Source organism: Streptomyces sp. NPDC006294 (genome assembly GCF_042870895.1).
GTDB lineage: Bacteria > Actinomycetota > Actinomycetes > Streptomycetales > Streptomycetaceae > Streptomyces.
The window spans coordinates 64,480-87,662 of sequence record NZ_JBIAHV010000009.1 but is presented as its reverse complement, the minus strand read 5'-3'; the positions used below and the strand labels follow the sequence as shown (position 1 = coordinate 87,662).

The 23,183-nt window shown below is 72.5% G+C and carries 20 protein-coding genes; 13 read left to right on the top strand and 7 right to left on the bottom strand.

Annotated elements, in window-relative coordinates:
• The first annotated feature begins 96 nt into the window (after positions 1 to 96).
• The 9 genes from ACFYOP_RS17745 to ACFYOP_RS17705 all read left to right on the top strand — a co-directional run bounded on the left by ACFYOP_RS17745 (position 97) and on the right by ACFYOP_RS17705 (position 9,941).
• A complete protein-coding gene (locus ACFYOP_RS17745) occupies positions 97 to 1,578 on the top strand; it encodes an NCS2 family permease (RefSeq protein ID WP_356897507.1) in 1,482 nt (493 codons plus the stop codon).
• A gap of 34 nt (positions 1,579 to 1,612) precedes the next feature.
• Positions 1,613 to 2,764: an XdhC/CoxI family protein gene (locus tag ACFYOP_RS17740; protein ID WP_356897508.1), complete on the top strand. Its 1,152-nt coding sequence runs from the start codon at positions 1,613 to 1,615 to the stop codon at positions 2,762 to 2,764.
• Between the two features lie 87 nt (positions 2,765 to 2,851).
• Complete coding sequence (locus tag ACFYOP_RS17735) at positions 2,852 to 3,247, top strand: helix-turn-helix transcriptional regulator (RefSeq protein ID WP_356897509.1); 396 nt, start codon at positions 2,852 to 2,854, stop codon at positions 3,245 to 3,247.
• An 11-nt stretch (positions 3,248 to 3,258) separates the two neighbouring features.
• Positions 3,259 to 4,029 (top strand): molybdate ABC transporter substrate-binding protein, encoded by a 771-nt coding sequence (gene modA / locus ACFYOP_RS17730; RefSeq protein ID WP_356897510.1) that lies wholly within the window; start codon positions 3,259 to 3,261, stop codon positions 4,027 to 4,029.
• A 31-nt stretch (positions 4,030 to 4,060) separates the two neighbouring features.
• Positions 4,061 to 6,031 carry an ABC transporter permease gene (locus ACFYOP_RS17725; RefSeq protein ID WP_356897511.1) on the top strand — a complete coding sequence of 657 codons (1,971 nt, stop codon included), beginning with the start codon at positions 4,061 to 4,063 and terminating at the stop codon, positions 6,029 to 6,031.
• Between the two features lie 144 nt (positions 6,032 to 6,175).
• Positions 6,176 to 6,802, top strand: coding sequence for an RNA polymerase sigma factor (locus tag ACFYOP_RS17720; RefSeq protein WP_356897512.1), 627 nt, complete (start codon positions 6,176 to 6,178; stop codon positions 6,800 to 6,802).
• Positions 6,799 to 7,665, top strand: coding sequence for a hypothetical protein (locus ACFYOP_RS17715; RefSeq protein ID WP_356897513.1), 867 nt, complete (start codon positions 6,799 to 6,801; stop codon positions 7,663 to 7,665). Before ACFYOP_RS17720 ends, ACFYOP_RS17715 begins: the two co-directional genes overlap by 4 nt.
• Before the next feature lie 202 nt (positions 7,666 to 7,867).
• The gene (locus ACFYOP_RS17710) at positions 7,868 to 8,284 is read left to right on the top strand and encodes a hypothetical protein (protein ID WP_356897514.1); all 417 of its coding nucleotides are present in this window, start codon (positions 7,868 to 7,870) and stop codon (positions 8,282 to 8,284) included.
• A gap of 112 nt (positions 8,285 to 8,396) precedes the next feature.
• Complete coding sequence (locus ACFYOP_RS17705) at positions 8,397 to 9,941, top strand: aminotransferase class I/II-fold pyridoxal phosphate-dependent enzyme (protein WP_356897515.1); 1,545 nt, start codon at positions 8,397 to 8,399, stop codon at positions 9,939 to 9,941.
• A 34-nt stretch (positions 9,942 to 9,975) separates the two neighbouring features.
• Here ACFYOP_RS17705 and ACFYOP_RS17700 read toward each other — a convergent pair whose 3' ends face one another.
• A complete protein-coding gene (locus ACFYOP_RS17700) occupies positions 9,976 to 10,791 on the bottom strand; it encodes a helix-turn-helix transcriptional regulator (RefSeq protein ID WP_356897591.1) in 816 nt (271 codons plus the stop codon).
• A 153-nt stretch (positions 10,792 to 10,944) separates the two neighbouring features.
• Here ACFYOP_RS17700 and ACFYOP_RS17695 point away from each other — a divergent pair, with 153 nt between their 5' ends.
• Both ACFYOP_RS17695 and ACFYOP_RS17690 read left to right on the top strand, forming a co-directional pair.
• The gene (locus tag ACFYOP_RS17695) at positions 10,945 to 12,621 is read left to right on the top strand and encodes an AMP-binding protein (protein WP_356897516.1); all 1,677 of its coding nucleotides are present in this window, start codon (positions 10,945 to 10,947) and stop codon (positions 12,619 to 12,621) included.
• On the top strand, positions 12,618 to 14,222 hold the full coding sequence (locus tag ACFYOP_RS17690) for an AMP-binding protein (protein WP_356897517.1): 1,605 nt from the start codon (positions 12,618 to 12,620) through the stop codon (positions 14,220 to 14,222). The genes ACFYOP_RS17695 and ACFYOP_RS17690 overlap by 4 nt, the downstream gene beginning before the upstream one ends.
• Before the next feature lie 19 nt (positions 14,223 to 14,241).
• Here the strand turns inward: ACFYOP_RS17690 and ACFYOP_RS17685 are convergent, their stop codons facing one another.
• The 3 genes from ACFYOP_RS17685 to ACFYOP_RS17675 all read right to left on the bottom strand — a co-directional run bounded on the left by ACFYOP_RS17685 (position 14,242) and on the right by ACFYOP_RS17675 (position 16,435).
• Positions 14,242 to 14,748, bottom strand: a complete 507-nt coding sequence (locus ACFYOP_RS17685; protein ID WP_356897518.1) for a GNAT family N-acetyltransferase — start codon at positions 14,746 to 14,748, stop codon at positions 14,242 to 14,244.
• A 34-nt stretch (positions 14,749 to 14,782) separates the two neighbouring features.
• Positions 14,783 to 15,559 (bottom strand): TIGR04222 domain-containing membrane protein, encoded by a 777-nt coding sequence (locus ACFYOP_RS17680; RefSeq protein ID WP_356897519.1) that lies wholly within the window; start codon positions 15,557 to 15,559, stop codon positions 14,783 to 14,785.
• Between the two features lie 144 nt (positions 15,560 to 15,703).
• Entirely contained in the window at positions 15,704 to 16,435 is a 732-nt protein-coding gene (locus ACFYOP_RS17675) for a hypothetical protein (RefSeq protein WP_356897520.1), read from the bottom strand.
• A 242-nt stretch (positions 16,436 to 16,677) separates the two neighbouring features.
• Here ACFYOP_RS17675 and gcl point away from each other — a divergent pair, with 242 nt between their 5' ends.
• Positions 16,678 to 18,465 carry a glyoxylate carboligase gene (gene gcl, locus ACFYOP_RS17670; RefSeq protein WP_356897521.1) on the top strand — a complete coding sequence of 596 codons (1,788 nt, stop codon included), beginning with the start codon at positions 16,678 to 16,680 and terminating at the stop codon, positions 18,463 to 18,465.
• A 359-nt stretch (positions 18,466 to 18,824) separates the two neighbouring features.
• Entirely contained in the window at positions 18,825 to 19,139 is a 315-nt protein-coding gene (locus ACFYOP_RS17665; RefSeq protein WP_356897522.1) for a YdeI/OmpD-associated family protein, read from the top strand.
• 482 nt (positions 19,140 to 19,621) lie between these two features.
• Here ACFYOP_RS17665 and ACFYOP_RS17660 read toward each other — a convergent pair whose 3' ends face one another.
• The 3 genes from ACFYOP_RS17660 to ACFYOP_RS17650 form a co-directional block, all read right to left on the bottom strand.
• Positions 19,622 to 21,079, bottom strand: a complete 1,458-nt coding sequence (locus ACFYOP_RS17660) for a catalase (RefSeq protein WP_356897523.1) — start codon at positions 21,077 to 21,079, stop codon at positions 19,622 to 19,624.
• Between the two features lie 193 nt (positions 21,080 to 21,272).
• Positions 21,273 to 22,163, bottom strand: a complete 891-nt coding sequence (locus ACFYOP_RS17655; RefSeq protein ID WP_356897524.1) for a 2-hydroxy-3-oxopropionate reductase — start codon at positions 22,161 to 22,163, stop codon at positions 21,273 to 21,275.
• Between the two features lie 34 nt (positions 22,164 to 22,197).
• Positions 22,198 to 23,037: a TIM barrel protein gene (locus ACFYOP_RS17650; RefSeq protein ID WP_356897525.1), complete on the bottom strand. Its 840-nt coding sequence runs from the start codon at positions 23,035 to 23,037 to the stop codon at positions 22,198 to 22,200.
• Positions 23,038 to 23,183 lie beyond the last annotated feature (146 nt).

Below are 23,183 nucleotides of genomic sequence, written 5' to 3'. Positions count from 1 at the left end.
GGCCGTCCCCCGGGTCGTGCAGCCCAGCAGATCCCAAATCCCGCCATCCCCAATCCTTTCGGCGGGTGCCCCTGTGAACCTTGGGAAGTAGGCACCATGACCCAGCAGTCCACTGAGCCGAGGACGACGGCGGAGGACGCAGGCGCCGGCCGGCGCCAGCCCGCCGGCCGGTCCTGGCTCGACCGGTATTTCCACATAACCAAGAGAGGCTCGACCATCGGGCGGGAGGTGCGTGGCGGCATCACCACCTTCATGGCGATGGCGTACATCATCCTTCTCAACCCGGTGATCCTTTCGGTCCCCGACGCGGCCGGGAACAGGCTCGACGGCGATCAGCTGACCACCGCGACCGCGTTCGCCGCCGCCGCGACCACCATCGTGATGGGCCTCCTCGGCAATGTGCCGCTCGCCCTGGCCGCGGGACTCAGCGTCTCCGCCGTCATGGCCTTCCAGGTCGCGCCCGAGATGACCTGGGAAAACGCGATGGGCATGTGCGTCATCTACGGCGCCGTGATCATTCTGCTCGTCGTCACCGGTCTCCGTGAACTGATCATGAACGCGATCCCGTTGGCGCTGAAGCACGCCATCACCATGGGGATCGGCCTGTTCGTCTGTCTCATCGGCCTCGTCCAGGCCGGATTCGTGACCTCCATGCCCGGTGAGGGCGGCATCGCGGGCGCCAAGCCGATCCAGCTCGGCACCAGCGACATGCTGACCGGCTGGCCGGTGCTCTGCTTCGCCGTCACCGTGCTGCTGATCTTCATGCTCCAGGTCCGCAAGGTCCCCGGCGCGATCCTGATCGGCATCGTCGGCGGCACGCTCTTCGCGGCGGCCGTCCACCAGTTCGCCGGCCTCGACAAGGCGGCCTGGGGCGGACTGAACGCGCCCGAGATCACCGGCTCCATCGTCTCCAGCCCCGACTTCGGACTCTTCGGCGACGTCTCCTTCGACGGCATCGGCAGCGTCGGCGGCATCACCGTCGGAGTCATCGTCTTCACCCTGGTGCTGGCCGGCTTCTTCGACGCCATGGGAACCATCATCGGCATCGGCCAGCAGGCCGACCTGGCCGACGACAAGGGCAAGATGCCCGGCCTGAACCGGGCCCTCGCCATCGACGGCGCGGGCGGCGTGATGGGCGGTGTGGCCGGCGCCTCCGGCCAGACCGTCTTCGTCGAGTCGACCGCCGGCGTCGGCGACGGCGCGCGGACCGGCCTCGCCTCCGTCGTCACCGGCCTCGCGTTCACGCTGTGCCTGTTCTTCACCCCGCTCGCCCAGGTCATCCCGACCCAGGTCGCGGCCGCCGCGCTCGTCGTCATCGGCGCGATGATGATGAGCAACGCCAAGCACATCGACTGGAACGACTCGGCGACCTCCATCCCGGTCTTCCTGACCACCGTGCTGATGCCCTTCACCTACTCCATCACCGCCGGTATCGCGGCCGGAGTCATCGCCCACGTGCTGATCAAGGCCGTCCAGGGCAAGGCGCGCGAGGTGGGCTGGCTGATGTGGGTCCTGTCCGTCGTCTTCCTCGCCTACTTCGCGCTGCACCCGATCGAGGGCTGGCTCGGAGTGAAGTAACCGCGCTCCCGCACGACACCCGAAGGAGACCGACATGCTGGACATCGCCGAAGAGCTGAACCGGTGGGTCGAGCAGGGCCGCAGCTTCGCCGTCGCCACCGTGGTGGCCGTCGGCGGCAGCGCCCCGCGGCAGCCGGGCGCCGCACTCGCCGTCGACGGCGACGGCACGGCGATCGGCTCGGTCTCCGGAGGGTGCGTGGAGGGCGCCGTCTACGAGCTGTGCCAACGGGCCCTCGAGGACCGCACCAGCATTCTGGAGAGCTTCGGCTACAGCGACGAGGACGCCTTCGCCGTGGGCCTGACCTGCGGCGGGGTCATCGACGTCCTCGTCACCCCGGTCCACGCGGACGCCCCCGCCAGGGAGGTGTTCGCGGCCGCGCTGGCCACCGCCGCCCGCGGCGAGGCGGCGGCGGTCGCACGGATCACGGACGGGCCCGCCGACCTCGCCGGCCGCGCCCTGCTGGTACGGCCGGACGGCACGTACGAGGGCGGTCTCGGCGGCCATCCGGAGCTCGACCGCACCGCGGCCTCCGAGGCAGCGGCCATGCTGGACGCCGGGCGCACCGGCACCGTCGTCATCGGCGCGGACGGCTCGCGCTGCGGCCGGCCGCTGACGCTGCTGGTCGAGTCGAGCGTCCCCGCCCCGCGCATGATCGTCTTCGGCGCCATCGACTTCGCCGCCGCGCTCGTCCGTGTCGGCAAGTTCCTCGGCTACCGCGTCACCGTCTGCGACGCGCGGCCGGTCTTCGCGACCGCGAACCGTTTCCCGGACGCCGACGAGATCGTCGTCGAGTGGCCGCACCGCTATCTGGAGTCGACCGAGGTCGACGGCCGCACGGTGCTCTGCGTACTGACCCACGACACCAAGTTCGACGTGCCGCTGCTGGAGCTCGCCCTGAAGCTGCCGGTCGCCTACGTGGGCGCGATGGGGTCGCGCCGCACCCACGAGGACCGCAACCGGCGGCTGCGCGGCGTCGGCGTCACCGAACTCGAACTGGCCCGGCTGCGCTCGCCCATCGGCCTCGACCTCGGCGCCCGTACGCCGGAGGAGACGGCCCTGTCCATCGGCGCCGAGATCGTCGCGAACCGCCGCGGCGGCAGCGGAGTCTCCCTGACCGGCGCGCACACCCCGATCCACCACGACGGGCCGGACGCCCCGGCCGGCCGCATCGGGTCGGTTGCGTAGCGCCTGCGTACGGCAGGATCGCATCTGCCATGGAGTCTGGCTCTTAAGTGCTGTACCTGCCAGCTCGATCGCCCTAGAGTGGCGCACATGCAGTCCTACACCATCGGCCAGGCGGCGCGGCTGCTCGGCGTCAGCGCCGACACCGCGCGGCGCTGGGCCGACGCCGGGCGGGTCGCGACCCATCGCGACGACAGCGGACGGCGTCTCGTCGACGGCCGGGACCTGGCCGCGTTCTCCGTCGAGGTCGCCCAGGGCGGCGTCGGCGAGGAGGACGACCCGTACACCTCGGCGCGGAACGCGTTCCCGGGCATCGTCACCGCCGTCAAGCTCGGCGATGTCGCGGCGCAGGTGGAGATCCAGGCCGGGCCGCACCGGCTCGTCTCGCTGCTCACCCGCGAGGCCGTCGAGGAACTGGGGCTCGAAGTCGGGATGCGGGCCACCGCCCGCGTGAAGTCGACCAACGTGCACATCGACCGCGTCTGAGAGGCCGTCCCGTGTTCCCCACCCGTACCGGACACCGGCGCGCCGCGGCCGCGGCCCTGGCCGCCGTGCTGCTCGCACCGCTCGCCGCCTGCGGCAGTGACAGGGGCGGCGCGGACACCGCCCGGCTGACCGTGCTCGCCGCCTCCTCGCTCACCGACGTCTTCCAGGCCGCCGGCGCCGCCTACGAGAAGTCGCACCCCGGCGCCGAGATCACCTTCTCCTTCGCCGGCTCCCAGGAGCTGGCCGCCCAGGTCCGCCAGGGCGCCCCGGCCGACGCGCTCGTCACCGCGGACACGAAGACGATGCAGAGCCTCGCCTCGGACACCGGCGAGGCGGTCGTCGTCGCCAGGAACCGGCTGGTGATCGCCGTGCAGAAGGGAAACCCGCACCGGATCGGCTCGCTGGCCGACCTCGCGGACAGCAGGCTCAAGGTCGTCCTCGCCGCACCCCAGGTGCCCGCCGGCCGCTACAGCAGGCAGATCCTCGACGCCCGCGGCCTCGACGTGCGGCCGGTCTCCCAGGAGCCCAACGTGCGGGCCGTGCTCAGCAAGGTGGAGCTGGGCGAGGCGGACGCCGGACTCGTCTACCGCACCGACGCCACCACCGCCGCGGACGCCACCGACGCCGTCGACATCCCCGACGAGCACAACGCGGTCGCCGCGTACCCGGCCGCACCCCTGAAGGCAGCACAGGACCCCGGCGCCGCCGAGGCGTTCGTCACGTGGCTCAGCGGGCCCGAGGCGCAGAAGATCCTGCGGGACGCCGGCTTCCAGCAGCCGTGACCCCCGTGGCCGAACAGCACAGGAACGCACCATGAAGCGTCCGCGCGACACGACCCGCCGCCCCCGCCCCGCACGGGCCGTGGCGGTCTACGGCACCCGTACGCCCGCCCTTCTCGCGGTCCCCGCGCTCGTAGCCGTCGCCTTCCTGCTGCTGCCGCTGGCCGGCATCCTCGGCCGGACCGCCTGGACGGACATCGGTGCCCATCTGACCAGCCCCGGCGTCACCGAGGCGCTGCGTCTCTCGCTGGTCGTCTCCTTCTGGGCGCTCGGGCTGTCCCTGCTGCTCGGCGTGCCCCTCGCCTGGGTGCTGGCCCGCGCCGACTTCCCCGGCAAGGCCCTCGTCCGCTCCCTCGTCCTGCTGCCCATGGTGCTGCCGCCCACCGTCGGCGGTGTGGCGCTGCTGCTCGGCTTCGGGCGGCGCGGGCTCCTCGGGCCCTGGCTGGAGGACACCTTCGGCGTCACGCTGCCGTTCCACACCTCCGGCGCCGTCGTCGCCGCCACCTTCGTCGCCATGCCGTTCCTGGTCATCAGCCTCGAAGGCGCGCTCGCCGGCCTTCGCCCCGGGTACGAGGAGACGGCGGCCTCCCTCGGGGCCTCGCCGGTACGGGTCTTCTTCACCGTCACGATGCCGATGGTGCTGCCCGGTCTGGTCGCCGGGGCAGCGCTCACCTGGGCCCGCGCACTCGGCGAGTTCGGCGCGACCATCACCTTCGCCGGCAATCTGCCGGGCACCACACAGACACTGCCCCTCCAGGTGTATCTGCTGCTCCAGGAGGAACCGGCGGCGGCGACGTCCCTGTCGCTCCTGCTGCTCGCCGTCGCCATGGCGGTGCTGGTCGCCCTGCGCGGCCGCTGGACGGGCGGCGCACCGGCCGCGCGCCGGGCGGCCCCCGTGGCGGAGGAGCCGCCGCGCCCCGCCCCCGCCCGTACGGGCCCACAGGCCGCGCCGCCCGCCGCGGGCGGACGCTGGGCGCTGCACGCCGAGGTCACCGGCTTCGACGAACTCACCCTCGACGCCCCACCGGGCACCACCATCGCGGTCGTCGGCCCCAACGGCGCCGGCAAGACCACCCTGCTGCGCGCCCTACTCGGCCTCACCCCGCGCGCCCGCGCCGCCCTCACCCTCGGCGGCGTCGACGTGTCCGCCCTGCCGCCGCACCGCCGCGGCGTCGCCTGGGTCCCCCAGGACGGCGCGCTCTTCCCGCACCTGAGCGCGCTCGGGAACACCGCGTACGGGCCGCGGGCGCGGGGCGCGGGGCGCGCCGAAGCGCGGCGCGGCGCCCAGCAGTGGCTGGACCGGCTGGGCGTCGGCCATCTCGCCGCCCGCAGGCCCGCCCAGCTCTCCGGCGGCCAGGCCCAGCGCGTCGCGCTCGCCCGCGCCCTGGCCGCCGGGCCGCGGCTGCTGCTCCTGGACGAACCGCTCGCGGCACTCGACCAGACCACCCGGGCGCAGGTGCGCCACACGCTGCGCGGGCATCTCGACGGCTTCGGCGGCGTGTGCCTGATCGTCACCCACGACCCGGTCGAGGCCGTGTCACTGGCCGACCGGGTGCTCGTCCTCGACGACGGCCGCGCCGTCCAGGACGCACCGCCGGCGGAGGTCACCCGCCACCCGCGCTCGCCGTGGGTCGCGCGGATGCTGGGCCGCAACGCCTGGCCCGGCACGGCGGCCGCCGACGGCGGCGTCGAACTGGCGGGTGGCGGACGGCTGGTCGTCGCCGACCCGCTGACACCCGGCGCCGAGGTCCTCGCGATCATCGCCCCGGAGGCCGTCTCCGTGCACCGTGAACGCCCCGGCGGCAGCCCCCGCAACGTCTGGCCCGGCACCGTACGCGAGATCACCGCCGTCGGCAGCCGGCTGCGTGTCCTGGTGACCTCCGCCGACGCGCCCGATCTCGTCGCGGAGATCACCCCGCAGGCGGCCGCCGAACTGGGCCTGGCGGAAGGCGTGCCGGTGTGGACCGGAGTCAAGGCCACCGAGGTCACGGTCGTCGGCCTGTAGTCCGTGGGGCGTTCACCCCGGGTCGCTGGTGCGCCGGTCGGTTTCTGTGTGTCAGCTGTGACGTTTCCGAGAGTGATGACGCTGAATGTAGAGAGGGCATGAGCATGGCACGGACGCCCGTGCCGCCGGCGTGAAGAGGACCGGGTGGGCAAGGAGCGGGGCAGCCGGCGTACGGAGGCGTACGACCAGGAGCTCGGCGATGCGGTGGCGAGCGCGCAACAGGGCGACGAGACCGCCTTCTCCACGGCCTACCGGATCGTCCACGCCCCGCTCCTCGGGTACTTGCGCGGACTCGTGGGCGACGAGGCGGAGGACGTCGCCTCCGACGCGTGGCTGGAAATAGCCCGCGACCTCGGACGCTTCCGCGGTGACGGCGCCGGCTTCCGCGCCTGGACGGCCAGCATCGCGCGCAACCGGGCCGTCGACCATCTGCGCCGGGTCAGGAGCCGCCCGCGCGGCACGCTCCTGGAGAGCGACCTCGTCGGCCTGCCCGCCCGTCAGGACACGGCGGCCGAGGCCTTCGAGACCGTCTCCACCCGGCAGGCGCTGGCACTCGTCGCGCAACTGCCCCGCCGGCAGGCCGAGGCGGTGCTGCTGCAGACCGTCATCGGCCTCGACGGGCCGGCCGCCGCACGGGTGCTGGGCAAGCGGCCGGGAGCGGTGCGCTCCGCCACGCACCGCGGGCTCAGGCGGCTGGAGAAGTACCTGTCGTCGCTCGCGTCCGGTGGTGTGACAGATTCGGACTCCCCTTCGCTGGGAGATGCGAGATGACCGAAAACCGATCCGGAGGCGCCGTGGGGCCCGGTGCCGAGCCGCAGTCGCCATCGCCGTCCGAGCCGCGACCGCCGTCCGAGCCGCAGTCGCAGTCCGAGCCGCAGCCATGGCCCCGGCATCGGCCCCCCACGCTCGACGAGGTGCTCGCCGCGGCCTCCCGCCCCGAGCCCGTCGCCCCGCGTGGCGCGGAGGACGCCGTGGCCGCCTTCCGCGCGGCCCGGGACGAAGGGGGCCTCGGCCTGCCCACCCGGCCGGGCGACGACTGGCGTCCCGCGGAGCGGTGGACGCGCCGCCCGTGGATCAAGACCGGGCTCGGCACCTTCGCCGCGGGCGTCATGCTCGGCGGCGTCGCGATGGCGTCGGGCGCGATACCCGCCCCGTTCGGCGCCCCGCCCGCCGAGCGGCCCGGTCCGGCCGCCGGCACCTCCACCCCGTCCGGCTCCGGCGACGGCACCCCGGCGGCGACCGAGACCAGGACGCCGCAGGCCACCACCGGGGCCGCCGGCCTGCCCGCCACCACCCCGGACGCGGCGCGCCCGGCCACCGCGCAGGACCGGGCGGCCCACTGCCGCGCGTACGAAGCAGCGGAGGAGGCTGCTTCGGCGGCCGAGGGCGCGGGGAAGGGCAGGGCCCCGGACAGTGCCGTGCGTGAGCGTCTCGAAGCCGCGGCGGGCGGCCCGGACGCCGTCGAGGCGTACTGCGCACAGGTGTCGGAGGACGGAATGCCCGGCTCCTCGGACCAGCGGCCCACGTCGACGCCGGACAGGAACACCGCGGCCGCCGTGCCGCCGGGCGCCGGCGCCGCCAGGGGCGGCCAGGGCGAGGGGCGCGACCCGGCACGTAAGCCGGCGCGGCAGTAAGCCTCCCCGGCGGGCGGCGCGGGCAAGCGCGGTGCGGCCGCCGGGGGGTTGTACGGCGACCGTGGATTGCGCTTGTGACAACGGTCACCCGTGCCGTCCGTGACGCCACGGCCTCCGCTTCCGCTGGGAAGTGCGAGTCCAACGTCGTGGAGAGGCGGGTGCCGTGGAAGACAGCGCCGCAGAACTGACTGACGCAAGAGGCATGCAGAGCTACACCGCCGGGTTCGTCAACGAGATGAGCGAGCGCAGCAGACTGCGGCTCGACTACACCGTGACAAGCCTGAGACTGGTCGACCTCGTCATCGACGGACTCAGACGCGACAGACCGGGCCGCGCGGGCGTCGACCGCTTCCTCCGGGGACTCGGCGCCTACACCGGCGAGGTCATGGTCAGACGCGCCGGCGCGAGGTGGGTGGACCTCGACGACGGGCAGCAGGAGATGTTCGGGCAGCCCGTCGGGGTCCGGATGCCGGACGGGCGGGTGTGGAATCCGCTCGGCAAGGTCGTCAAGCGGTTCGAGGACGGTCCCGGCGAGTCGGTCGAGCGCTTCTACCTGCTGCTCCACGGCCGGCGGCCGCCGCGGAGGCACGGCGGGGCGATCCAGCGCGCGGCCTGCTGACGGGCCGCGCGGCCGGCGGCCGCCGCCCTTGAACAACGGGCGGACGGCGTCCGTACCTGTGGGCGGCCCGTGCGGATCCGCACGGGCCGCCAGCTCGCAGGGGAGGCACGTCTTGGCCGGCAGCGATGTCAGCAACGGGAGCAACGTCACCGCGCTCTTCCGCGCGTCCACCGCGCACAGCCCGTCGTACTTCACGCTGAACCGGGCGGGGGGCGGAGCCGCCGGCGAGATCGTCGACTTCTGCATCCCGTGCAATCCGTACTTCCCCACCCCCGCCATGTTCGACCGGCTCGGCAGCAGGCTCCGGGAGATCCTGACGTACTACCCGAGCGGCGCGGACACCATCAGCGCCGAACTCTGCCGGCTGCTCGGCCTCAACCCGCAGACCGTGGCCATGGGCAACGGCTCCACCGAACTCATCACCTGGATCGACCACTTGCTGGTCCGCGAGTCGCTGGCCGTCCCCGTCCCCACCTTCGGCCGCTGGACCGACCAGCCGATGGAGACCGGCAAACGGGTCGACATGCTGCTGCTGCCCGAGGCGCGCGGCTTCGCCCTCGACCCGGCCTCCTACGTGCAGTTCGTACGGACCAGAGGCTCCCGCGTCGCGGTCGTCTGCAATCCCAACAACCCCGACGGCGGCCTGCTGCCCAAGCAGCAGGTCCTCTCGCTGCTCGACCAGTTCCAGGACCTGGACCTGGTCGTCGTCGACGAGTCCTTCCTCGAGTTCGCCGACGAGGGGCAGGAGACCAGCGTCGCGGCCGAGGCCGTGCTGCGCACCAATGTGATCGTGCTGCGCAGCCTCGGCAAGAACTTCGGTCTGCACGGGGTGCGCTTCGGCTATCTCGTCGCCAACCCGGCCCTCGCCGGGAAGGTCCGGGCCGCGCTGCCGAAGTGGAACCTCAACTCCTTCGCCGAGAGCGTGGTGTTCATGCTGCACGAGCACCGCCAGGAGTACGCGGACAGCCTGCGGCAAGTGGGGCGCGACCGCCAGGAGATGATCTGGCACCTCTCCCGGCTGCCCGGTCTCACCGTCTACCCGTCCCAGGGCAACTTCGTGTACGTACGCCTCCCGGAAGGGGCCGACGGCTCCGTCCTGCGCGACCGGCTGCTCGCCGAACACGGCGTCCTGGTACGCGAGTGCGGCAACAAGATCGGCAGCTCGAGCCGGTTCGTACGGTTCGTGGTCCGTCCCGAGCACGACGTGACCCGCCTGGTCACCGCGATGGAACAGGTGCTCTACGGGGGCCCGGTCCGGTCCGCGCCGACCCCCACGCCGGCGCCGGAACCGCCGCAGCCGATGCTGGCGCAGGTCCCGTCCCCTGCCCCGTCGCCCGCGCAGTCCGCGTCCAGGCCACAGCCCCAGCCCGCCGCGCAGCCCCACGCCCAGGCCCCGCGGCCCGCCCCCATGCTCGCCCAGGTGCCGGCACAGAGCACCGCCCGCAGCACGGCCCAGCCGCAGCCGCTGCCCCGAGAGAACGCGCCGCTCGCCCTGTCCCACGAGCCGCCCGCCCAGCAGCTGCCCGCCCAGCAGCCGCCCGCCGCCCGGGTGCTCGCAGCGGCCCAGTCCGCCGGCCCCGGCCCCACCGTGGCGGCGATGTCCGCCGGCTACACCTCGGGAACGGCGGCGGTGGACCGGCTGATCGCCCAGGCGTAACGCGCCGCGGCCACAGCAGCCGGCAGCGCTTCCGTCACGGCAGCAGCCCGGCCCGGCGCGCGGACACCACCGCCTCCAGCCGGGTCCGCGCCCCCAGCTTCCGCATCGCCGAGCGCAGATACGCCTTCACCGTCTCCGGCCGCACTCCCAGCCGCCCCGCGGCCACCGCGTTCGTCGCGCCCGAGGCGACGCACCCCAGCACGTCCAGCTCCCGCGGCGTCAACGACACGTCACCCCCACCGGCCGGCCCGTCGGCGTTCGCGCCCGCCAGCCGCCCGCACACCGCGAGCAGCTCCTCGCGCAGCGCCCGGTCCGCGATCCGGGGCGCCAGCGCGCGGAGCTCGCCGTGGGCCTCCCGCACGGTCTCCCACGCCCCCGGGGCCGGGCCCGGCGCGGCGGTGGCCGGACCGGCGCAGGCCAGCAGCCGTTCCGCCTCGTCCCGTACGGCCAGCGCCTGCTCGACGTCCCGCGCCGCCGCCACCGCCGCGTCGAGGACCCGGTCGCCCAGCACCAGGGGCCTGCGCAGCGCGCCGTACAGCAGGCCGCGCACCGTGCGGCGTACGACGACGGGCACCGCGACCACCGACCGGAGCCCTTCCGCCGCGACCGCCGCGTCGTACTCGTGGCTGATGTGCCGGGCCGACGGATAGTCCGTCACCGCGCACGGCCGTGACAGCGCCATCGTCTTCCCGCCCAGCCCGCTGCCGGGCCGGATGGCGAGACCGCGCAGCGCCCCCGTCGCCGCCCCCGTCAACTCCGCGATGCGCAACTGCGCCCCGTCGCCCAGCAGCCCGCCGAACGCGACGGGCAGCCCGGTCGTCCGCCGCAGCCTCAGCAGCGCCGCCCGCATCTCGGCCGCTTCGTCGGCTCCACTCACGCGCGGTTCCTCCTGCCGGTGCCGGGTCGGGGACGACACCCCCGTACGGGGGTGGTGAGATCCAGGTCACTGATTACACGATGGGGACGGCCGGTCCCGCAATGAGTCCCGCAACGAGGAGGACATATGACGTCTGGCAGCGCCACGGAGAGGTTCCGGGCGGCCCGGGACTTTCTGTTGCAGCACCGGGAGGACTACGCACGCGCGTACGACGGCTTCGAGTGGCCCCGGTTCGAGTACTTCAACTGGGCGCTCGACTGGTTCGACGTCATCGCCCAGGGCAACGACAGGACCGCGCTGCGGATCGTCGAGGAGGACGGCGGCAACACGCTGGTCTCGTTCGCCGAGATGTCCGCGCGGTCGGACCGGGCGGCGAACTGGCTGCGTGCGCACGGCGTGCGGGCCGGCGACCGGATTCTGGTCATGCTGGGGAACCAGGTCGAGCTGTGGGAGACCGCGCTCGCCGCGATGAAGCTGCGCGCCGTGCTGATCCCGGCGACCCCGCTGCTGGGCCCGGCCGATCTGCGGGACCGGATCGAGCGCGGCCGGGTGCGGCATGTCGTCGTACGGGCGGAGGACACCGGGAAGTTCGACGAGGTCCCCGGCGCCTGGACCCGTATCGCGGTCGGCGGCGAGCGCGCAGGCTGGCTGTCGTACGGGGAGGTGCGCACCAGCCCCGGCGTCTTCGAGCCGGACGGCCCGACCCGGGCCGACGAGACGCTGATGCTGTACTTCACCTCCGGCACGACCGCGCGGCCGAAGCTCGTCGAGCACACCCATGTGTCGTACCCGGTCGGCCACCTGGCGACCATGTACTGGATCGGGCTGATCCCCGGCGACGTGCATCTGAACATCTCGTCGCCCGGCTGGGCCAAGCACGCCTGGTCCAACCTCTTCGCGCCGTGGAACGCGGAGGCGACCGTCTTCATCCACAACTACACCCGCTTCGACGCGAGCCGGCTGATGGCCGAGATGGACCGTGAGGGCATCACCAGCTTCTGTGCTCCGCCGACGGTGTGGCGGATGCTGATCCAGGCCGATCTGAGCCGGCTCCAGCGGCCGCCGCGGGAGGTCGTCGCCGCCGGTGAGCCGCTCAACCCCGAGGTCATCGAGACCGTGCGCCGTGCGTGGGGCGTCACCATCAGGGACGGCTTCGGCCAGACGGAGACCGCGGTACAGGTCTCCAACAGCCCCGGCCAGCTCCTCAAGACCGGTTCGATGGGCCGTCCCGTCCCCGGCTACCGCGTCGAGCTGCTCGACCCGGTCACCGGCGAGCCGGGCGCGGCGGAGGGGGAGATCGCGCTCGACCTCTCGGTCCGTCCGGTGGGTCTGATGACCGGCTACCACGGGGACGAGGAGCGCACCGCGGAGGCGATGGCCGGCGGCTTCTACCGCACCGGCGACATCGGCGCCCGCGACGACGACGGGTACATCACGTACGTGGGCCGGAGCGACGACGTCTTCAAGGCCAGCGACTACAAGATCAGCCCGTTCGAGCTGGAGAGCGCGCTGCTGGAGCACGAGGCGGTCGCGGAGGCCGCGGTCGTCCCGGCGCCGGACCCGCTGCGGCTCGCCGTGCCCAAGGCGTACGTCGTGCTGGCCGACGGCTGGGAGCCGGGCCCGGACACGGCGAAGCTGCTCTTCGAGCACTCGCGCGCCGTCCTCGCCCCGTACAAGCGCATCCGCCGGCTGGAGTTCGCCGAGCTGCCGAAGACCGTGTCGGGGAAGATCCGCCGGATCGAGCTGCGCGAGCGTACGGCCGCGGGCTCGGCCGCCGAGTACACGGAGGACGACCTGCGATGACACTCTCGTACGCGCACGGCACGAGCGGCACCGAGCTGCTCGGCGACACCATCGGCGCCAACCTCCGGCGCACCGCGGCCGCCCACCCGGACCGCGAGGCCCTGGTCGACGTGGCGGCCGGCGCCCGCTGGACGTACGCCGAACTGGACGCGGCCGTCGACGCGTTGGCACGCGGCCTGCTCGGCTCGGGGGTGGACAGGGGCGACCGCGTCGGGATCTGGGCCGTCAACTGCGCGGAATGGGTGCTGGTCCAGTACGCCACCGCCCGCATCGGCGCGATCATGGTCAACATCAACCCTGCCTACCGCGCCCACGAACTCGAGTACGTGCTCAACCAGGCCGGGATCTCGCTGCTCGTCGCCTCCCGGACCCACAAGACGAGCGACTACCGCGCCATGGTCGACGCGGTGCGTGCCACGTGCCCGCGGCTGCGGTCCGTCCACTACATCGCCGACCCCTCCTGGGACCGGCTCCTGGAAGCGGCCGGCGGTGTCACCGGCGAGCGACTGCGCGACCAGGAAGCCCGGTTGTCGTGCGACGACGCAGTCAACATCCAGTACACCTCGGGCACGACCGGCTTCCCGAAGGGAGCCACCCTCTCCCACCACAACATCCTCAACAACGGGTACTTCGTGGGCGAGATGATCGCCTACACCGAGCAGGACCGGGTCTGCATCCCGGTGCCGTTCTACCATTGCTTCGGCATGGTGATGGGAAACCTCGCCGCCACCTCGCACGGCGCCTGCATGGTGATCCCGGCGCCCTCCTTCGACCCGGCCGCGACGCTGCGCGCCGTGCAGCAGGAGCGCTGCACCTCGCTGTACGGGGTGCCGACCATGTTCATCGCCGAGCTGAACCTGCCCGACTTCGCCTCGTACGACCTCGGTTCGCTGCGCACCGGCATCATGGCGGGCTCGCCGTGCCCGGTCGAGGTGATGAAACGAGTCGTGGCGGAGATGAACATGGCGGAGGTCTCCATCTGCTACGGCATGACCGAGACCTCCCCGGTCTCCACCCAGACCCGGCGCGACGACGACCTGGAGCGCCGCACCGGCACGGTCGGCCGCGTCATGCCGCACATCGAGGTCAAGGTCGTCGACCCGGTGACGGGCGTGACCCGACCGCGCGGCGAGGCGGGCGAGCTGTGCACCCGCGGCTACAGCGTGATGCTCGGCTACTGGGACGAACCGGAGAAGACGGCGGAGTCGATCGACGCCGGCCGCTGGATGCACACCGGCGACCTGGCGGTGATGCGCGAGGACGGCTGCGTCCAGATCGTCGGCCGCATCAAGGACATGATCATCAGGGGCGGGGAGAACGTCTACCCGCGCGAGATCGAGGAGTTCCTCTACGCCCACCCCAAGATCGCCGATGTGCAGGTGGTGGGCGTGCCGGACGAGCGGTACGGCGAGGAGATCCTCGCCTGCGTGATCCCCCGCGACCCGGCGGACGCTCCGACGCTGGAGGACGTCACGGAGTTCTGCCGGGAACAGCTCGCGCACTACAAGATCCCGCGCCGGCTGGAGGTGATGGCGGACTTCCCGATGACGGTGAGCGGCAAGGTCCGCAAGGTGGAACTGCGGCGGCGGTACGGGACGTGACGGCGGGCGGGCCCCTCCGTCAGAGCTCGCGCCGCATGCACACCCGTGGCCAGCGGTCGAGGCCGTGGCGGGTCTCCGCGCGCCGGATCTCGCGGAGCCCGTCGGTCGGTTCGGTCTCCGTGAGGACACGGAAGCCGAGCCGCGCGTAGTAGGGCGCGTTCCACGGGACCTCGGTGAACGTGGTCAGCGTCAGCGCCGTCAGGCCCTCCGCCGGGGCGTGCTCCGCGAGACGGCCGATCAGCGCGCGGCCCACGCCCCGCCGGGCGGCGTCCGGGTGGACCGAGACCTGTTCGACATGGGCCGCGCCGGCGACGGCGTCGCTGAGCAGGTAGCCGGCGATCCGGCCCGTACCGTCGACCGCGACCCAGGCGTGGCCGTCGCGCCGGTGGCGGTCCAGTTCGGCGAGGGACGGTGGCTCGTCGTCGGCGATCTCCGCCATGCCCAGGGCGCGGAACGGTTCACCGGCCGCCCGCTCGATGTCCCGGAGCAGGGGGAGTTCGGCTTCCTCGACCGGTCTGATCCGCATGGACCGAGTATGGCCCTCGGGTCCGGCGTCCCGGCTAGATTTCCGTGCCGCCGAGGGCGCCCGGGCCGCCGCCGGAGGCGCGTTCGTCGGGCGGGAAGCCGCGGTCCCCGCGGCTCTGGCGGAGCAGGCCGCCGCCGCGGGCGAAGTGGGGGAGGTGCAGGGCCAGGGCGCGGTCGCCGTGCAGGGCGACGGACATCACGACGCGCGGGCCGACGGCCCGGTGGGTCTCCAGCGGGTGGTTCTCGTACAGCGTGGCGAGCAGGCGCCGGCCCGCGCGTGTCCGCCGCGGTACGGACCACAGGGCCGCCGCGGCGGCGACCGGGACCGTGGAGGCCGCGACCTGGACCGCGGTCACGGAGGTCGCCGCGTATCCCGCGGCGATCGTCACGGGCACCGCGTACAGCAGGGCGCGCGCCGAGTGCCAGCGGGCGTGCGAGCGCAGCAGGCCCGACCGCGCGCAGCGGTCGTGCAGCGCGGCCAGCGCGCGGCGGACCCGGGGCACGGCGGTCAGGGTCCGCGGCGCGGTGGGGCGGCGCAGCGAGGTGTGGACGGCGAGCTGGAGCGGTTCGCGGATCGCGGTGGCCCAGCCCTCGGTCCGCACGGTCCCCGGCCGCCCGTCGGTGACGACGCCGCGCTGCTGGAGGGCGACGAGAGCGACCGTCACGGCGGCGTGGGGGCCGCCCCGCAGCAGGGCGACGGTCTGCGCGTCGGGGGTGTCGTCGGGGGCCGGCGCCCGGGTCCGCAGCAGCAGGGCGGCGGCGACGAGCCAGACCCCGCAGGCCCCGATGAACCACCACATGCCGAGGGGCATCACGCCCACCTCCCCCGAGCCTTTCGTACGGCTGTGCCGGGATTGTTCCCGTCCGCACCGTGGTCCGAAGCCTGACACGTCAGGTTCTGAGCATCTTTTGAGGTCTGCGGCCGAGGTGCGGGGGCTTCTGCGGGGTGGTGACGGCTACGCGCCGGTCGCGATCAGCTCGTCCGCGGCGGCGTTGACCGGCTGGGGGCAGCCCGTGAGGTCCATGACGAACAGCGGCACACCGAGCTGGTCCGCGCGGGCGCGGGCGTCGTCCGCGTAGCCCGCGAGGGCGAAGAAGACGCCCGCGGTCGAGGAGGAGAGGCTGTTCAGCCACAGGCATTCGACGGCGCGGAGTGTCGCGGGCCTGGTGGTGGGGTCGACCTGGGCGATCACGCCGGGACCCCGCAGGTCGATGCCGGACACCGGCCGCACCTCCGGCTGGAGCACCTCGCGGAAGCCGAGCCACCGCAGATAGAGCGCGGCCGCGGTGACCACGTCGCGGGCGGTGCGGATCGTCACCGGCCGGAAGGTGGGACGGGAGGCGACGGCGGTGCGCGGCAGCGGCCGGTGCGAGGGCGACCGTACGGCGTCCGGGCCGTCGCCGGACGCCGGGAAGGGCGGTGAGCTGACCGGCCGGACCGGGATGCGCAGCACCGTGCCGCAGGGGCAGCCGAGCTCGGGCTGCGGCCACTGATCCTGGCGGCCGCAGGAGAGGCAGCGGACGGTGACCCAGTCGTCCGTCCAGGTGCGGTGGGTGATCGGCTCGGGCCGGGCGGCGCGCAGCAGGGGTGGCGCGATCGGGGCGCCGCACGCGCACGGGTAGACGGGCGGCGCGTACAGATGGTCGCGGCGGCAGAGCGGGCAGCGCACCGGCATGCTCTCGGTCATCGCGGCCCCCCTCTGCATCTGCTCGGCTGCCTCCATCGTCCATCACGTACGCCGAGTTGGCGAGGCACTTCGGCCACTCCGTCGTCGTGGACGTCTCTTGACGTGTCTCCGGTCGCGTCCTACATTGCTTCCGTATAGCAAAACTGAACTTCCACAATACGGAATAGAAGCTCTCAGGTGGCGCGACAGAGCCCGTTCCGACCGTTCCGACCAGATCCGACAGGCCGAAGCAGGAGCACCCCATGCCTCGAATGACCGCCGCCCGCGCGGCAGTTGAGATCCTCAAGCGTGAAGGCGTCACCCACGCGTTCGGTGTGCCGGGCGCAGCGATCAACCCGTTCTACAAGGCCCTCCAGACCGGCGGCGGCATCGACCACACGCTCGCCCGCCATGTCGAGGGCGCGTCCCACATGGCCGAGGGGTACACCCGCACCCACCCGGGCAACATCGGTGTCTGCATCGGCACGTCCGGCCCGGCGGGCACGGACATGATCACCGGCCTGTACTCGGCGATCGGCGACTCGATCCCCATCCTGTGCATCACCGGCCAGGCGCCGACCTCCGTGATCCACAAGGAGGACTTCCAGGCGGTCGACATCGCCTCCATCGCGAAGCCCGTCACCAAGGCCGCGACCACGGTCCTCGAGGCCGCACAGGTCCCCGGCGTCTTCCAGCAGGCGTTCCATCTGATGCGCTCCGGCCGTCCCGGACCGGTCCTGATCGACCTGCCGATCGACGTCCAGCTGACCGAGATCGAGTTCGACCCGGAGACCTATGAGCCGCTGCCGGTCTACAAGCCGGCCGCGACCCGCGCGCAGATCGAGAAGGCGATCGGCTTCCTGCTGGAGTCCGAGCGCCCGCTGATCGTCGCCGGCGGCGGCATCATCAACGCCGACGCCTCCGACCTGCTCGTCGAGTTCGCCGAACTGACCGGCACTCCCGTCATCCCGACGCTCATGGGCTGGGGCACCATCCCCGACGACCACGAGCTCAACGCGGGCATGGTCGGCCTCCAGACCTCGCACCGCTACGGCAACGCGAACTTCCTCGAGTCCGACTTCGTCCTCGGCATCGGCAACCGCTGGGCCAACCGTCACACCGGCTACAAGCTCGACGTCTACACCAAGGGCCGGAAGTTCGTCCACGTCGACATCGAGCCCACCCAGATCGGCAAGATCTTCGCCCCCGACTACGGCATCGCCTCCGACGCCAGGGCCGCGCTGGAGCTCTTCGTCGAGGTGGCGAAGGAGCTCAAGGCCGCGGGCAGGCTGCCCGACCGCGCCGAGTGGGTCGGCTCCACGCAGGAGCGCAAGGCCACCCTGCTGCGCCGTACGCACTTCGACAACGTGCCGATGAAGCCGCAGCGCGTGTACGAGGAGATGAACCGCGCCTTCGGCCCGGAGACGCGCTACGTCACCACCATCGGCCTCTCCCAGATCGCCGGCGCGCAGATGCTGCACGTCTACAAGCCGCGCCACTGGATCAACTGCGGCCAGGCCGGCCCGCTCGGCTGGACCATCCCCGCCGCGCTGGGCGTCGCCACCGCCGATCCGGAGGCCCAGGTCGTCGCGCTCTCCGGCGACTACGACTTCCAGTTCATGATCGAGGAGCTGGCGGTCGGCGCGCAGCACCGGATCCCGTACGTCCACGTCCTGGTGAACAACGCCTACCTGGGCCTGATCCGCCAGGCGCAGATCGGCCTGGACATCAACTTCCAGGTCAACCTGGAGTTCGAGAACCAGAACTCCCCGGAGCTGGGGGTCTACGGCGTCGACCACGTCAAGGTCGCCGAGGGCCTGGGCTGCAAGGCGATCCGCGTCACCGAGCCGGACCAGCTGCTGCCGGCCTTCGAGGAGGCGAAGAAGCTCGCCGCGGAGTACCGCGTCCCGGTCGTCGTCGAGGCGATCCTCGAGCGGGTCACCAACATCTCGATGAGCAAGACGGCCGACATCAGCGACGTCACCGAGTTCGAGGAGATCGCCACGGAACCGGGCCACGCCCCGACCGCGATCAAGCCGCTCAAGGTCTGACCTCCGCCGCACCCGGCCTCCGGCCGTTTCCCGAAGGGTCCGTTCCGCATCCGTGCGGACCGGACCCTTCCGGCGTTCCCCGGGCTGGCGTGGGCGGATGGAGACGCTGGACGGACTGCCGCTGCTCGCCTTCCCCGGACTGCCGAAGCCGGAGGCGTGGCTCGAGGAGGACCACGACACGGCGCCCGGCCTGTGGGTCGAACTCGCGAAGAAGGGGTCCGGGCTGCCCTCGCCGAGCGCGGGCGACGTCAACGACGCGGCGCTCTGCTTCGCTGGATCACCGGTCTGCGGCGCTCGCGCGACGACGTCCGCTACCTGCGAAGATCACCCCGCGCCGGCCGCGGAGCACCTGGTCGCAGGTGAAGGTCAGGCGGGTCGCGGAGCTTTCGGCCGCCGGCCGGATGCGCGAGCCGGGACTCGAGGAGGTCGCCGCGGCGAAGGCGGACGGCCGCTGGGAGGCCGCGTACGCCTCCCAGCGCGACGCCGAGGTGCCGGCGGACCTGGCCGCCGCGCTCCAGGCCAACCCACGGGCCCGGGAGGCCTTCGAGGGCCTCGGCAGAACGGAGCGGTACCGGATCGTCCTCGGCCTGCTCAAAGCCCGGTCCCACCGCACCCGAACGGCGCGTCTGGAGCAGGCGGTCGCCTCTCTGGCCTCCGGCGGCAAGGAGCGCTGAACACGAACGCGAAACAGGGCCCGGCCTCTGTGCGAAGGCCGGACCCTGATCGTCGAACGCGTGGTCCGGGACCGTACCGGATCAGGCGCTCGGGCTGTGCGGTTGATGCCGCCCGACGGTGCGAGGCTGGCGCGACAGGACGTTCGCGCCGCCGGGCGGGGTCTTGGTGGGGCGGCCGGACGGAGTCCGGCGCAGCCTCTCGAAGCAGCGGAGTCGCGAGGGAGGCGTGAGGGATCGGTCGTTCGCCCCGCCGGGCGGGGGAGGGAGCGAGGGTGGAGCTGGGACCGCGGTGGGGCGATTGACCCGGCGGAGCGTGTTCTTCAGGTCAGAACACGTCCCGCGGGCCTTCACCACCGCACTGGCATCGCACGACCACCGCGGTCCTCGCTTCAGCCCGTCCGCGGACCACCCCTCATCCGGGTCCGCTTCGCGGGCTCACGCCCGGGGGTGACCTCCCGTCACTCCCGGGCGCAGTCTCGTGGTCAGTCCTCGCGCAGCGCGCGGACCGCCTCCTCCACGCGCTTGCCGTAGTCGGCGTCGGCGGCGTGGAAGTGGGACAGGTTCTTCTCGATCACGTCGTCGCGGGTGACCTGGGACAGGCCGCCGGCGATGTTGGCGACCAGACGCGCCTTCTCCTCCTCGGACATCAGCCGGTAGAGCTCGCCGGCCTGGAAGAAGTCGTCGTCCTTGACGTGCGCCGGGGCGGCGTGGGTGCCGGTCCAGCCGTGGACCGCCAGCGGGGCCGACAGCGCGGCGTCCGTCTGGGCGGGGCCCGCGTACGAGTTGGGCTCGTAGTTCTTGTCGTGGCGCGAGCCGTAGCGGGTGGCCATCACGCCGTCACGGCCGTAGTTGTCGGCGGCCGTCGCCTTCGGCGCGTTCACCGGCAGCTGCGTGTGGTTGACGCCCAGGCGGTAGCGGTGGGCGTCGGCGTACGCGAACAGCCGGCCCTGGAGCATCTTGTCCGGCGAGGGACCGATGCCGGGAACGAAGTTGTTCGGCGAGAACGCGGCCTGCTCGACCTCGGCGAAGACGTTGTCCGGGTTCCGGTCGAGGACCAGGCGGCCGACCCGCTGGAGCGGGTAGTCGGCGTGCGGCCACACCTTGGTCAGGTCGAACGGGTTGAAGCGGTAGTCGGCCGCCTCCGCCGCCGGCATGACCTGCACGTACAGCGTCCAGGACGGGTTCACGCCGCGCTCGATGGCCTGCAGCAGGTCCGTCTGGTGCGAGTTGGCGTCCTGGCCGACGAGCTCCGCGGCCTGCTCGGAGGAGAGCGAGCGCACGCCCTGGTTGGTCTTGAAGTGGTACTTCACGAAGAAGGCCTCGCCCGCCTCGTTGGTCCACTGGTAGGTGTGCGAGCCGTAGCCGTTCATGTGGCGGTACGAGGCGGGTATGCCGCGGTCGCCCATCAGCCAGGTGATCTGGTGCGTCGCCTCGGGGGAGTGCGCCCAGAAGTCCCAGACGTTGTCCGGCTCCTGCTTGCCCGTGAACGGGTCGCGCTTCTGGGAGTGGATGAAGTCGGGGAACTTGATCGGGTCCTTGATGAAGAACACCGGGGTGTTGTTGCCGACGAGGTCGTAGTTGCCCTCCTCGGTGTAGAACTTGAGCGCGAAGCCGCGCGGGTCGCGTACCGCGTCCGCGCCGCCGAGCGAGTCGGCGACGGTGGAGAAGCGGATGAAGGTCTCGGTGCGCTTGCCGACCTCGGAGAGGAAGGCGGCCTTCGTGAAGCCGGTGACGTCGTCGGTCACCTCGAAGTACCCGTACGCGCCGGAACCGCGGGCGTGCACCACGCGCTCCGGGATGCGCTCACGGTTGAAGCGCGCGAGCTTCTCCAGCAGGTGCTGGTCCTGGAGGAGGATGGGGCCACCGACGCCGGCGGTGGCGGAGTTCTGGTTGTCGGCGACGGGGGCGCCGGACTCGGTCGTAAGCACGCGCTTCGACATCGTGACCTTCCGTACGGGAGCTGCACTGGGTGACGGTTCGAGGAGCGTAGATACGAGCCGAACGAAACGTCAACAGTTTGTTGAAAATGGAGGAGAGTGTTCCGGCCGGCGTCGGCGCCTGGGCGCGACAGGACAGGTGTCAGCGCCAACGCCGACCGGAAGTATGGGGGGCGGGCCGGGGAGGCCCGCCGGGTCAGGACCGGTCGCCCGAGAGGCGTTCCACCGAGCGCAGCAGGGCCGAGTGGTCCAGGCCGCCGTCGCCCTGGGCGCGCAGGGAGGCGACCAGCTGGGCGACGACCGCGCCGACGGGCAGCGCGGCGCCGACGTTGCGGGCGGCGTCCGTGACGATGCCCATGTCCTTGTGGTGCAGGTCGATCCGGAAGCCCGGCTTGAAGTCCCGGTTCAGGAAGTTGCCCTTCTTGCGGGTCAGCACGGTCGAGCCGGCCAGGCCGCCGTTCAGGACGTCCAGCGCGGCCTCCAGGTTCACCCCGGACTTCTCCAGGAAGACCACGGCCTCCGCGCACGCCTGGATGTTGACGGCGACGATCAGCTGGTTGGCGGCCTTCACCGTCTGGCCGGAGCCGTGCGGGCCGCAGAGCACGATGGTCTTGCCGAGGGCTTCGAGGATCGGCCTGGCGGTGTCGAAGTCGGCCTGCTCGCCGCCGACCATGATGGACAGCACGGCCTCGATCGCGCCCGCCTCGCCGCCGGACACCGGGGCGTCGAGAACGCGGATGCCCTTGTCCGCCGCGTTCTTCGCCAGGTCGACGGAGGTCTGCGGGGTGATCGAGGACATGTCGATCAGCAGCGCGCCCTGCCGGGCGTTGGCCAGGATGCCGTCGGGGCCGTAGGCGATCGCCTCGACGTGCGGGGAGGCCGGGACCATGGTGATGACCACGTCGGCGTCCTTGACGGCCTCGGCGATCGAGCCGGCCGCGGTGCCGCCGGCCGCGGCGAGGCGGTCCAGCTTGTCCTGCTCGAGGGTGTAGCCGGTGACGGCGTAGCCGGCCTTCAGCAGGTTCTCGGACATGGGGGAGCCCATGATGCCGAGTCCGATCCATGCGACCTTGGGAAGAGTGCTCATCGCGGGTACCTCTCTGAAAAGCGTGTAAGGAACGTCAGCGGGCGGCGCGCGCCGCGGCCGGCAGCCAGTCGAAGGACTCGGCGCTCGGGCGGTCGCCGGCCTTGTACTCCAGGCCGATCCGGCCCTCGTAACCGGCCTTCTTCAGCTCGTCGAGGAGCTGCTCCAGCGGGAGCGAGCCGGTGCCCGGCGCGCCGCGGCCCGGGTTGTCGGCGATCTGGACGTGGCCGGTCCTGTCGGCGTACGCCGCGATGACCTGGGAGACGTCCTCGCCGTTCATCGACAGGTGGTAGACGTCCAGCAGGAACTTCGCGTTGCCGAGGCCGGTCGCGGCGTTCACCTGGTCGACGACCTCGATCGCGGCCGGGGCGCTGACCAGCGGGTACAGCGGGGACTCCGGCTTGTTCAGGGTCTCGACCAGCAGGATCGCGCCGACGCGGTCGGCCGCGCGGGCCGCGAGCACCAGGTTCTCCAGGGCGAGGGCGTCCTGGACCTGGGGGTCGGCGCCCTCGACGCGGTTGCCGTACAGGGCGTTGAGCGCCGTGCAGCCGACCGACGCGGCGAAGTCGGCCGCGACCTCGATGTTGGCGCGGAAACGGTCCGACTCGTCGCCCGGCACGGAGAGCGCGCCGCGGTCGGGTCCGGGCAGCCGCCCGGCGTAGAAGTTCAGGCCCACCAGCTGCGTGCCGGCATCGTCCAGCGCCTTCTTCAGCGCGTCGAGCTCGGCCTGCGGCGGGGTGGGGGTCTCGATCCACGGCCACCACAGCTCGACCGCGGTGAAGCCGGCCGCGGCGGCGGCCGCGGGGCGCTCCAGCAGCGGGAGTTCCGCGAAGAGGATCGAGAGGTTCACGTCGTAGCGGTGGTCGCTGTATCCCATGGGGTTGTGGGCCCCTTCCGTATAGCGGAAGTCTCTTTCTGTCTGACGGAATAATCTCCGGCCGGGGTGACGACTGTCAAGAGCGGCCACAAAAAAACGCCTCCCGAGCGGGTCGTCCGAAGGCCGGTCAAGCCTTCTTCCGTCCC

What these genes read in the sequence shown, in the direction of transcription:
- ACFYOP_RS17740 (WP_356897508.1), top strand. Translation starts at nt 1,613, where the DNA reads ATGCTGGACATCGCCGAAGAGCTGAACCGGTGGGTCGAGCAGGGCCGC.
- ACFYOP_RS17715 (WP_356897513.1), top strand. Translation starts at nt 6,799, where the DNA reads ATGACCGAAAACCGATCCGGAGGCGCCGTGGGGCCCGGTGCCGAGCCG.
- ACFYOP_RS17745 (WP_356897507.1), top strand. Translation starts at nt 97, where the DNA reads ATGACCCAGCAGTCCACTGAGCCGAGGACGACGGCGGAGGACGCAGGC.
- ACFYOP_RS17650 (WP_356897525.1), bottom strand. Translation starts at nt 23,037, where the DNA reads ATGGGATACAGCGACCACCGCTACGACGTGAACCTCTCGATCCTCTTC.
- ACFYOP_RS17680 (WP_356897519.1), bottom strand. Translation starts at nt 15,559, where the DNA reads ATGCCCCTCGGCATGTGGTGGTTCATCGGGGCCTGCGGGGTCTGGCTC.
- ACFYOP_RS17695 (WP_356897516.1), top strand. Translation starts at nt 10,945, where the DNA reads ATGACGTCTGGCAGCGCCACGGAGAGGTTCCGGGCGGCCCGGGACTTT.
- ACFYOP_RS17735 (WP_356897509.1), top strand. Translation starts at nt 2,852, where the DNA reads ATGCAGTCCTACACCATCGGCCAGGCGGCGCGGCTGCTCGGCGTCAGC.
- ACFYOP_RS17710 (WP_356897514.1), top strand. Translation starts at nt 7,868, where the DNA reads ATGCAGAGCTACACCGCCGGGTTCGTCAACGAGATGAGCGAGCGCAGC.
- ACFYOP_RS17675 (WP_356897520.1), bottom strand. Translation starts at nt 16,435, where the DNA reads ATGACCGAGAGCATGCCGGTGCGCTGCCCGCTCTGCCGCCGCGACCAT.
- ACFYOP_RS17725 (WP_356897511.1), top strand. Translation starts at nt 4,061, where the DNA reads ATGAAGCGTCCGCGCGACACGACCCGCCGCCCCCGCCCCGCACGGGCC.
- gcl (WP_356897521.1), top strand. Translation starts at nt 16,678, where the DNA reads ATGCCTCGAATGACCGCCGCCCGCGCGGCAGTTGAGATCCTCAAGCGT.
- ACFYOP_RS17690 (WP_356897517.1), top strand. Translation starts at nt 12,618, where the DNA reads ATGACACTCTCGTACGCGCACGGCACGAGCGGCACCGAGCTGCTCGGC.
- ACFYOP_RS17660 (WP_356897523.1), bottom strand. Translation starts at nt 21,079, where the DNA reads ATGTCGAAGCGCGTGCTTACGACCGAGTCCGGCGCCCCCGTCGCCGAC.
- ACFYOP_RS17685 (WP_356897518.1), bottom strand. Translation starts at nt 14,748, where the DNA reads ATGCGGATCAGACCGGTCGAGGAAGCCGAACTCCCCCTGCTCCGGGAC.
- ACFYOP_RS17655 (WP_356897524.1), bottom strand. Translation starts at nt 22,163, where the DNA reads ATGAGCACTCTTCCCAAGGTCGCATGGATCGGACTCGGCATCATGGGC.
- ACFYOP_RS17700 (WP_356897591.1), bottom strand. Translation starts at nt 10,791, where the DNA reads ATGCGGGCGGCGCTGCTGAGGCTGCGGCGGACGACCGGGCTGCCCGTC.